Origin of the sequence: [Clostridium] aminophilum (assembly GCF_900101295.1) — a bacterium.
Classification (GTDB): Bacteria; Bacillota; Clostridia; order Lachnospirales; family Lachnospiraceae; genus Clostridium_R; species Clostridium_R aminophilum_A.
In genome coordinates, this window is the sequence record NZ_FOIL01000006.1 from 71,688 (window position 1) to 82,634 (window position 10,947).

The following is a 10,947-nucleotide window of genomic DNA, read 5'->3' on the forward strand; positions in this document are numbered from 1 at the left end:
TTCCTCTTCCGCTTTCCCCTCTTAAAATGGTCAGATTTCTTCGTAAGGTAAATGAATAACTATTTCTGCTATTCTTGACCCTGATCTTGTATTCACCGTGCATCCTTCTGCTCCTCTCTCAGGTAGGATGCCCCCGCAATCAGGAACTCCTGCATATTGTGAACAATCTGCTTTCTGTCATTCAGAATTCGAATGTCAAACTCTCCACCTCCAAAATCCATCACATGAAAAAGATTAATCGTAAAGTCCTGTTCCTGACCGAGCTTTAAAATCCATTTCGCACAGTTATCTCCGCAATTAGACGCGTTAAATACTTTTCCCGGCAAATGTTTCATCAGAATTAACGCTTTCACTCCTCCGGACAACTGTAACGGGGAAATATTCCCTAACACCGGGCTCTGAATACAATTTGCATCAATCACTTCCGAATGGTCTACGTCCGAAATTACCTTTCTGGCAAATTCATCCGTGATCCATTCATCTTTATATCGATTCTTAAAGAACACCGATGTGTTATATATGGCATTCTCTTTATCTCCAAACCATACTCTTAACATAGTTTTCTCTTTTCGTTTTTTTAATATTAGTCCTTCAATCCATCGTAACTATATAATTCTATACAATCTCGGAAAAGCAATCTATACCTTCAATCTCATTCGAACTCTTGACGGACTGAAGCTTTGCAATTGCCGCCAACTCCGTGAATACCTCTACAAACTGTTCTTTTCTCCCCATGGCCATGACACGCAGCGTATATATGTCCGTTGTAATATTCAGCAATCCTGCAGGAAGAAGTCCATTCTGCAGAAATGAGTAATCAAATATATGCATAATCAGATCCCCTTTCTGCATCATTATATATCAAATTATATGCAGCATGCCAAATAGTACATCCTCCATCATTTTACTCGCAATAAAACATCTGCTTTGGACTCTTTGGCTTATCCGGTATACTCATTTTGAGTATTCCCTGTTCCACCAACGGCATTACATGAGTCTGAATAGCATACGTAACAGAGCTCAAGCCTAAAAACTTACATATCTCGGCTCGCGTCCTTGGAATCTCACAAAACTTAATCAGCTCGTTGTTTTTACTATTTTCATTTTGAACAGCCGCAATATTTTCTCCGTGCTTATACAACTTCACAACAAAACTGCCTCTCTCCTCAAGAAATTCCGGTTGGGGCAATCCGTATTCCTGCATTGCTTTTCTAATCGTCGGAATTCCGGAGTATCTGTTCTCGGTTACTTTCAACACTTCCAGTTCCGTTGCTATTATCGGATTACGGGTATCCGGTTGTACTTTTCCCAATTGATCTATCCTGATTCTGCCATATAAACCACCCGGATTTCTAATCTCGATTCTATCTTCATACATCGTTATTTGGATGGGCATTCTTTCGGTATGAATACTATAATCACGATGCACCAAAGCGTTAAGGATCGTTTCTCTTAACGCTGTAACCGGATAGTCGGTACGATCTTCCCGCTTTCCGGTCCTGGAATCGATGATCGTCTTTGTATGCATGTTCCTGTTCACAAATTGCATGGCGCCATCCAGCATTTCCCGGATATTCCCCTCGATACGCTGATTATCCAAAAAACGTTCGCCCTGTTCGCCGATTTCTCCGATTTCTTTTCCGGGAACAACTGTTGCAACGATACATAGCTGCGGAAAATATGCCTGTGGATATGGGCTGAAATTCATGACCGTACTCAGTGTGATTTGATCATTCCTCTTGATGCTCATCAACTCATATATTTCATCATCCGGAATTGCTGCCAGCTTAGGTTTCCCGGTTTTCAGCAATCCAATATAATTTGTAACAGCTTCCTGATTTAACGCTGCAAATGTAGCCCTCTCAACAACTCTAATATCATCCTGATACTTTTTCCTGTAGGCCTCGTAACTGTATACTTCATATTCTGTCATCGGTTCATCGCTATCTCCCACACGAACAAATGACCCCTTTACTCTGCCTCTCCCCTGATAAAAGACCGGTCTTTCTGTAATATCTGCCCCCGGTATCTCAGCTGCAACAAAAAACAGACCATTTTTTTCCGCCACCGTTAGTAACGGTCTGACAACCGGCTCCATTTGTAAACATTGTTCATTTATTTTCTTTTGAATATCCTGCGGGTCATATACTCCCACTTCTTTAAAACCATGTTCCTCATCCACGCCAAATACAATGACTCCACCGTCATCCTGATTTGAAAAACTGGACAATGAATCATATAGATGTTTGGGACATCCTTTCTCTGCACTTTTTATTTCCAAGGTTGGTGTTTCACATTTTAGCTTCTGTATCAGCTCCAATTTTTCCCTTAATTCTTCGGCTGTCATTTCAGTTCCTCCTCTCTAATTTTAGATCTTAATGTTTCATTTTAGTTTTGTCAACGAACAAAAAAAATAGTTTTATCAACTAAAGCATATTCACATCTAAGTTTCATCAACTTAAAAAGGACCTCAAATGATTTGAGTTCCTTAAGCGGTTGCGGTGAACTGATGAGAACCTATGATTATTGCGACAGCGGTGAGTACAGTTCATGGGAACAGTATTATGAGAATCTGTTAGCCAGGCTGACATCTGAGCATTTTGGGTTCACATATAACAAGAGAAAGCTGAATTCTCGCTTCAAAAACCGTAAATGCGCAGACCAGTATGTGAATCTGTTGTGTCAGTGTTTTGTCAAAAAACGAAACCAGAAATGAATTTTTGAGAGAGTATTGGATGCGCGGTGATAAAACTTTTAAAGTTTACATATAAAAAAATGAAGGGTAAACCCGCTCCCTATTACTATGACTATTCGATGGGATAGGGAGGTGCAATATTTATTCTTCCCAATAAATCCCCCCTTTTCTTGGCCCAAAAAAAGCAGCAGACCTTTTATGATCTTCTGCTTTCGCATTTATTAATTGCAACTATTTTATTTTTTTGAGTCTACTAATAAGGTCATTAGCCATTGTATCGTCTTGTATCAGTGTAATACCAAAGCACTTCTTGCCAGCATCCTTTATTGAAGCTCCTATATGATAAACAGTTTTATCATCCAAAACCATAAATCTATCATGAAAAGCATTTGTCATTTTTACTTCAAGCTTTGGATACTGAGCATTAAAATTCTTTACATCTGTTTGGCTAAGATTTGTTTTTGGAAAAGTATAAACCTTAACACCAACGCCCTTTTTCTTCTTTGCCAAAAGGTTCAGCGTCACTACATCAACATACCCGTCAACCAAATCAATAGATTTTGTCGCCTTTTGAATAATCGAAGCTATCAAACTAAATGCATCATATATCTGACCATCATAAAAAATCTTTTGTTCAGATTCAGCATGGTCAGAAATATACTCAAAGACCTCATCAAATTTTTCTTCTGTCTTTTTTTGAAACTCTATCTGTTTAAGCTCAACTGCACTGATGCGTTCAAACAACATTGCATTACTTGCCATGAAACGACGCATTTCCACAAATGCATTCATTATCTTTATGCTTACATTTATAGCCGTTTCACTATTCAGTACGGCTGAAAGCATTGCAATTCCTTGCTCCGTGAAAACATATGGTAAATATCTACGTCCACCATACTCTTCACTTGAGGTCGCAATTTGCGTCCTCAAGTTATCGTATTCATCCTTTGTTAATTGAAAGCAAAAATTCTCTGGGAATCTTGCAATGTTACGCTTTACACGCTCATTTAATCGCTTTGTCTCAACTTGATACATTAAAGCCAGGTCACTATCTAACATAACCTGCTGATTTCGTATTGTATATATTTTGTTTTGAATCTCATTAGAATCTTGAATTGCTGTATTAGTTTGTATTACAGCAGGTCTATTCTTTTCAGATGCCATATTTTGATTCTCCTACTTACATTAACTTGAGGTCGCAATTTGCGACCTCAAGTGGCTGCGACCTCAAGTTCATTAAAATATAACACATTGGAAAAGCATTTACAATAAATGTGAACTTCCCGAAAATTAATATACACACTTGTTCGCGAAAAGCAATGGCTTGGGGCCGAAACCCTTGATTTTGCTGAATTTTCAGCCCTATCTCGGGTCATTTTTCGAGTCGGAATTCCTTTTAGTCGGAAATCCTCAGGAAGTTAAGGATCATTCTCCGGGGGCAGTGTCCGGAATTGTGGGCAGAATTTATCTGTCGTATCGAATGGTGTCACGGAAGCTTCCTCTGCTTTTGTTGTCCCGTTAACCGGATGCTGCTGTCGGGATTGTTCTGCTCTTTGGTTCTATTATACGGCATGGAACTCCGACAGCAGTTGCTCCTTTTGGAACATCCCGGTTTACTAAAGCACATGCTCCAACCACTGCATCTTCTTCAATGCATACCCCTCTTTTTGAGCTGTCCGCATTTTTGCTGATTATATTTGCTCTCATCCCAATGTATGCCCTATCCTTGATCCAGATCGGATTATAATCCTGATTTCGACCATGACATGCAAAATACACTCCATAAGAAATCTTGACATGATCTCCAATAGAAAGCAGATCATACCGCATATCGTCAAGATAACAATGCATTCCTATAAAAACATGCTTTCCAAATTTAAATCCGCATAACCGATATAGAAAAATACGTACACAATTGAATGGGCAGTTTGATGCAATCGTATTTGTCAACCACTTTCGAATTGGCTTGGCAATAATCGTAGCCATCGAATAGTCATAGTAATATGGGGCGGGTTTACCCTTCATTTTCTCATATGTAAACTTTAAAGGTTTCATCACCGCGACTCCTATCATCTTTTCGTCATTAACTTTACGAAAACGGATATGTAATGAGTTTCCCGCACCGAAATGGTGTGTTGAACCTGTTTTCTTTTCTCATGGATTTTGGTATCTTCGTAAGCGTCAAATAACCCGATTGCACCATTTTTAGGGCCGTTTTTTATGTACCGGCCCTCTTTTCGACATCTAGCTGGAATCAAGACGGTCTACAAAGATGTCGATAAATGCGGCGATCTGATTGTTGGTGACGTCGAATACTGCGTAGATACTCTCAAACATCACCTGAAGAATCCGTCGAAAAGACTCACCAAAGGTGATGTCGGCTAATTCATCTGTGAACAGGAAGAAGATCTCTCCAAGGGATCGGTAATCCATCGTGCGTCGCTGCTCTAAAGCAATCATCATATACCTTGCGAAAACGATTGCAACATGGGCGGTCAATGCATCATAAGACAGACTGTGGCACTCACCAATCAGATTCAGATACAACTTGCAGGTTTTGAAGAAAACCTCGATCTGCCACCGCATTCCATAGATTCGGATGATATCTTCTTCCGAAAGATCCGGATTGGTGCAAATAAAGTCAACCCAGTCTTTCTTGTTCTTCTTGTTTCTGACACAAACGATTTTGGCTGGAATCTGCCGTGTTTTGCCGACGAGGATATTGACGGAAAGAAGATATTTGCTGCGACCTCTGCGTTTTTTACAGATTCCGAAGATTTTCTTGAGAGACAGCATTTTTCCCTCGTATTCATAGTGAATCCGACTACTCTTTCTGATCATTGCGATGGAATCAAGTCCAAGGTCTTTGACCGCCAGTAGCTGAGCCGGGGGTGAAAACCAGCTGTCGAAAAGCACATAATCCGCAACGTGTCCAGCGCCAAGCGCAGATTTCAGAAGTTCGAAACTTTCTTAGCTCTAGAAAGTCAATATATAATGAATCAAAAAAAGAAGTCAATGGAAGTAAGTCTTTACATTTTTTCATTCTTTCCTTAACGGATGGCTGTCATTCTATTTTGATATGTTTTATCGAATCCTATACCTGCAACTATCGTTTACTCCATTTTCTAACGGTATTGGCACACACAATTCAACACGGCATTCTCGATATAGTGAATTAACATACTTTAGTGTTTTAAGTTCCGTAATCGCCAATGCCTCTGCTATTACATGAATACTAACTTCTTTGTTGTCTCGAATAAAGGAATAAATTTTTTCTCTCACTGTTTTCCTCCCTATTCTCCCATTAACCTCTTTTTTACTTCATATTACCATTTTCCCGTTTTGGAATCCCCCTCCTCATCATCTAATTCTACTTCCAAACCCTGACCATGAAACGAATACCACCAGGCATACCTCGCCCCTTATCAAATCTCCATGTACTGCATGATATCCACGAGTGGCTTACGCTACTTTAGTTTCTCTATAGAATTAGATTTTCGAGTTGCAGTTTCATAATAGTGGCCAAAAGATTCTTAACTTGAATACACGTATTTGGAAAACTGAATAGATAGCATATTATATGTCCGCAGTATATGCACACATTATGGAAAGTGATAACGTACAATAAGTTTCGCAAATTCAAGTTCACAAAAAAATAGACATAGTCTATTGCCATCGGTAAAATCAAGTTACCGCACAAAACCAGGCGAGGAAGCAATAGCTATCCACTTTTTCTGCACAAAAAGCAAAATAATCCGCATCAAATTTTATTTTCCATTCATTCATTTCATGATAAAATTACTTAGTTGATTTTTGTGACATAAGATAATTACTTACGCGGGGGAAAGGGTAGCTCTATGATCAGCGTCATCGTGCCGGTATATAATGTAAAGCCATACCTTGAAGAATCGATCCAAAGTGTAATTCACCAGACCTTCCGGGATCTGGAGATCATTCTTATCGATGACGGCTCTACCGATGGCTCCGGCGAAATCTGCGACCGCTACGCTGAGATCGATTCCCGCATCCGGGTTATTCATCAGGAAAACCGCGGCTTAAGCGCGGCCCGAAATGCCGGTCTCGACATCTGTCATGGGGATATTATTGCCTTTCTGGATTCCGATGACGCTTTCCTCGAAAATGCGCTTGAAGTGATGGAAAAAGCAATGAGAGCATCCGGAGCAGACATTGTGGAATGCAATTTTTCTTTCTTCCCCCGGAAAAAACGCTCGAATCTCCGGAACACACCTATGCAAAAGGCCCTTCCCAACCACCAGTCCGGTCTCTATTCCGGTCCGGAAGCGATGAAGCTGAATCTGTATCTAACCATCACACATGTGGTATGGAGCAAGATCTACCGCCGGGAAATCTGGAACCGCTTTCGCTTCCGCAATGGGCAGAATTTTGAAGATCTGGATATCATTCTGCCGGTTCTCCACTCAGCAAGGAATGTCTATCTTCTCAATGAAGTTCTGATACTTTACCGCCGTCGCCCCGAAAGTATTACTCAAACATTGAACCTGAAAAATCTCCGGGACATTACTGCGGCGTATACCCATTATACGAATTATATCTGTCAGTTTTCTCCCCAGTACTTCACCGACAGTGATCTGGACTTTGTCCGCAGAAAACAGTTATTCTCCATGCTAAGCTTCTACTATCGTGGTATTCTTTACCCGATTCCGCAGAAAGAACGCTATCTGAGCTATCTGAATAAATGTATTTTGGATCTTTCCGCCTCCATCGATCTATCGAAATGCTCTCTCCGTCTGAAAGCGGCGGCGTGGTTCTATCACGTTTCCCCGATGGCGGTCAACCGGATGCTCTACCGATTATACCGGTTTTATCGATCATCCCAGACGCTTCTGTTAAGGTAACTCAAACATGATACAACGACTTCTGCGCAATATTACCTTTCAGTTTCTGATCAAGGTAATCACTTATATATTTTCGTTTTTAACCCTGTTATATGTGACGAGAATCCTGCAGCCCGAGGCCTTTGGCCGAACCGCGTTTCTGTCCTCTTTTGCCGGATATTTCGTTCTCCTTTCCAATCTCGGCATGCCCGTCTATGCCATGCGCGTCTGTGCCGAAAAAAGCAGCAGCCGGAAAGAACTCAGCAACGTCTTTGGAGAACTCTGGAATATCAATGTCCTTCTATCCGGAATCGTAGGAACAATCTATATTCTGATTGTCCTGCTGCTTCCAAAATTCCAAGGGCAGCGAATCCTTCTTCTGATTTACGGGAGCGCCATCCTTTTCCAGATGATCGGCTGCGACTGGCTCTATCGAGGCCTCGAAAAATTCCGTTTTCTTGCGGCCGTCACCTTGCTCTGCAAAGGAATATGCCTCTGCGGAATTCTTCTCTTTGTCCGCTCTGCCAGCGATCTGTTTCCCTTTGCGGCGCTGTCCATCCTCTCCACCTCCGGAAGCAGTCTCATCCAGTTTTTCCGACTCCACCGGTATGTGGACTTTCCTTTTCATTTCCGGATCAATCCCGCGCATTTCCGCCCGATTCTCACCTTTTTCATGATGACCTGTGCGGTATATGTATACAACAGTCTTGACCTGACCATGCTCGGATTCATGAGAAATGAATATGAAACCGGGCTTTACAGCATTGCGGCCAAAGGTAAATCCGTCCTTGCCTCCACCGGAGGTCTGGTATGGAGCTCGGCGCTTCCCATCACTGCGAATCTCTGGAAAAACGGGGAGCGTGACCGTTTTGAATCCTTTGCCGCAAAAACTCTGATCTTCGTGACGGTCTTTCAGACAGCGATCGCCTTCCTCTGTTTTGCGCTGGCCCCGTACATTATCCTTCTCGTCGGCGGCGAATCATATCTTCCGGCAGTACCGGCCTTCCGGATTCTTCTTCTCTCCCTGATTCCCATCGGCGCAAGCAATATTCTCGGCGGGCAGGTTCTCATCCCGGCCGGAAAAGAACACCGGCTTCTTCAGGCCGAAATTGCCGGGGCAGTGTTCAATTTTGCAGCAAATCTTCTCCTGATTCCGCTGCTCTCCGGTGTCGGTGCCGCCATCACCACGGTGATAGCAGAAGTCATCGTCTGGATATTATGTATCTATTTCATAAGAAAGGATTTAGCCATGAATTTTGGAGCAAACCTCATTCACAGAGCTGCCGGCCGTGTACGCCGCATTGTACGGCCCCGTCTCGCGCGGGGTATCAGCAGACTACTGAAAAATGCACTCCCGTATTACTGCCCATGCTGCGACACTCATCTGATACGTTTTATTGATATTGGATTTGACCGGAAACCCACTCTGTATAATCCGGCGCGATACCACGGGATCGACCAGAATGTGATCTGCCCGGTATGCATTTCCCTCCCCCGCCACCGAATTCTCATCGAATGGATGGAAGAGCACAAAGCATGGATGAAGAATAAAAAGATACTGCATTTTGCCCAGGAGAGTTCGCTCCGCCTCTGGATGGACCGAAACGGACTCACCGCCGATACCGCGGATCTCTACCGCCCGGCAGACCTCAAACTCAATATCGAGGCCACCGGCCTTCCGGACGCTTCCTACGACATGATCATCTGCAATCACGTTCTGGAGCATGTCTCAGACTACCGCAAAGCCCTGAGTGAGCTGCATCGCATCCTTCGGCCGGGCGGAAAACTCATTCTCTCGTTTCCGGTCGACCGGAAATTGAACAGCGTATATGAAGATCCGTCCATCACCTCCGAATCAGAACGGATCCTCCATTTCGGTCAACTGGACCATCTCCGGGTTTTCGGAACGGATTCGCCCGAAATGCTGAGACAAGCCGGATTTCTGGTAACAGAAATCCGTGGGTCGGACTACGAAGGCAAAAAAATAAAGCCGGTCCTGGGGCCGGCAAATTACGATGATAATGTACTGTGGTGTCTGACCAAAAGATGATGATGTCTTTTTTTTTGCAAATTCAATTTTGTTATCACATCGATCACCGTTTCGGCTTGATTGCATAAAGAAATTCGTGTATATTTTTCATCATAAAGACGAAATCCTACTCATCTTTTATATAGCATTTTGAAAAAAATATCAGCCTCCATCCGACCAAAAGAAGGTATTCCCATGATCAGCGTAATTGTTCCGGTATACAATGTCAGACCCTATATCCATGAGGCAGTAGACAGCCTTCTGGCTCAGACTTATTCCGATCTTGAGATCATCCTGGTCGACGACGGTTCCACCGACGGTTCCGGAGAAGTCTGCGATGAATACACAAAAAAAGACCGCCGCATCTCGGTCATCCATCAGTCCAACCAAGGGCAGAGTGCGGCAAGAAATGCCGGTCTTGACCGCTGCCATGGGGATATGATTGCATTTCTGGATCCGGACGATGCCTTCTGCTCCAATACACTCTCCGTCATGGTGGACGCAATGAAAACGTCCGGTGCGGATATCGTGGAATGCAATTATGCCAGTTATCCGGAAGGATCACGCCTGGATCCGAAAAAAGCGGACCGCCTGAAGACAGTCCGCCATTCTCACGCAGGAGTCTATCCGTCCGACGACGCAGTCCGAATGCAGGTTCGCGGCCAGCTCGCTTTCAGCGTATGCTGCCAGCTCTATACCAGAAATGTGTGGAGTAACCTTCGGTTCCGTGAAAACCAGTTTTTCGAAGATTTGGACATCATCCTGCCGCTTCTGAATTCCGCCCGGACCGTTTGCGTCCTGAATGAAACGTTTCTCCTGCGGCGGTCCCGTTCCGGAAGCACCACCCAGACCCTGTCGCTCCGGAATTTCCGCGACTATGAGGCTGCATTCACCCATTACATGGACTTCATCGGCGCAAACATCCCTGACCTTTTTTCCGAAGACGACATGGATTGCGCCCGCATCTACCGGTACACGGAGCTTTTGTCCAATTACTACCGCTGTATCCAGAAGCACATTCCCCAGAAGGATCTCTGCATCGCTTTCCTGAAAGAGCATATGCAGACCCTCGCGCATGACATGGATCTGTCCAAATGCCCCCTTCGGCTTCGCGCAGCCTCATGGCTCTGCTTTCATTCTCCGGGGGCAGTGTCCGGAATTGTGGGCAGAATTTATCTGTCGTACCGAATGGTGTCACGGAAGCTTCCTCTGCTTTTGTTGGCCCGTTAACCGGATGCTGCTGTCGGGAGTGTTCTGCTCTTTGTTTCTATGATACGGCATGGAACTCCGACAGCAGTTGCTCCTTTTGGAACATCCCGGTTTACTAAAGCACATGCTCCAACCACTGCATCTTCTTCAATGCATAC

8 protein-coding genes and 1 pseudogene are annotated in these 10,947 nt (G+C 43.6%); 3 read left to right on the forward strand and 6 right to left on the reverse strand.

Translation table 11 applies throughout. The features are described 5' to 3' along the window. Positions 1-92 precede the first annotated feature (92 nt). The 6 genes and pseudogenes from BMW41_RS03140 to BMW41_RS03170 form a co-directional block, all read right to left on the reverse strand. Positions 93-557, reverse strand: coding sequence for a DUF4869 domain-containing protein (locus BMW41_RS03140; RefSeq protein ID WP_031475055.1), 465 nt, complete (start codon positions 555-557; stop codon positions 93-95). 58 nt (positions 558-615) lie between these two features. Continuing rightward, positions 616-831 (reverse strand): hypothetical protein, encoded by a 216-nt coding sequence (locus BMW41_RS03145; protein WP_031475057.1) that lies wholly within the window; start codon positions 829-831, stop codon positions 616-618. Between the two features lie 73 nt (positions 832-904). Beyond that, on the reverse strand, positions 905-2,347 hold the full coding sequence (locus BMW41_RS03150) for an ATP-binding protein (RefSeq protein ID WP_074648781.1): 1,443 nt from the start codon (positions 2,345-2,347) through the stop codon (positions 905-907). A 579-nt stretch (positions 2,348-2,926) separates the two neighbouring features. Beyond that, entirely contained in the window at positions 2,927-3,859 is a 933-nt protein-coding gene (locus BMW41_RS03160) for an ORF6N domain-containing protein (protein WP_074648784.1), read from the reverse strand. 354 nt (positions 3,860-4,213) lie between these two features. Then, complete coding sequence (locus BMW41_RS03165) at positions 4,214-4,750, reverse strand: acyltransferase (protein WP_074648822.1); 537 nt, start codon at positions 4,748-4,750, stop codon at positions 4,214-4,216. A 189-nt stretch (positions 4,751-4,939) separates the two neighbouring features. Beyond that, positions 4,940-5,653: pseudogene (locus BMW41_RS03170) on the reverse strand (IS4 family transposase); the annotation flags it as partial. Positions 5,654-6,552: 899 nt separating this feature from the next. On the opposite strand from BMW41_RS03170, the gene BMW41_RS03175 reads away from it, so the two are divergent. The 3 genes from BMW41_RS03175 (at position 6,553) to BMW41_RS03185 (ending at position 10,810) form a co-directional block, all read left to right on the forward strand. Next, positions 6,553-7,572, forward strand: coding sequence for a glycosyltransferase family 2 protein (locus tag BMW41_RS03175; RefSeq protein WP_074648787.1), 1,020 nt, complete (start codon positions 6,553-6,555; stop codon positions 7,570-7,572). Between the two features lie 7 nt (positions 7,573-7,579). Then, positions 7,580-9,601, forward strand: coding sequence for an oligosaccharide flippase family protein (locus BMW41_RS03180; RefSeq protein ID WP_074648788.1), 2,022 nt, complete (start codon positions 7,580-7,582; stop codon positions 9,599-9,601). A 174-nt stretch (positions 9,602-9,775) separates the two neighbouring features. Further along, positions 9,776-10,810 carry a glycosyltransferase gene (locus BMW41_RS03185; protein WP_074648790.1) on the forward strand — a complete coding sequence of 345 codons (1,035 nt, stop codon included), beginning with the start codon at positions 9,776-9,778 and terminating at the stop codon, positions 10,808-10,810. Positions 10,811-10,947 lie beyond the last annotated feature (137 nt).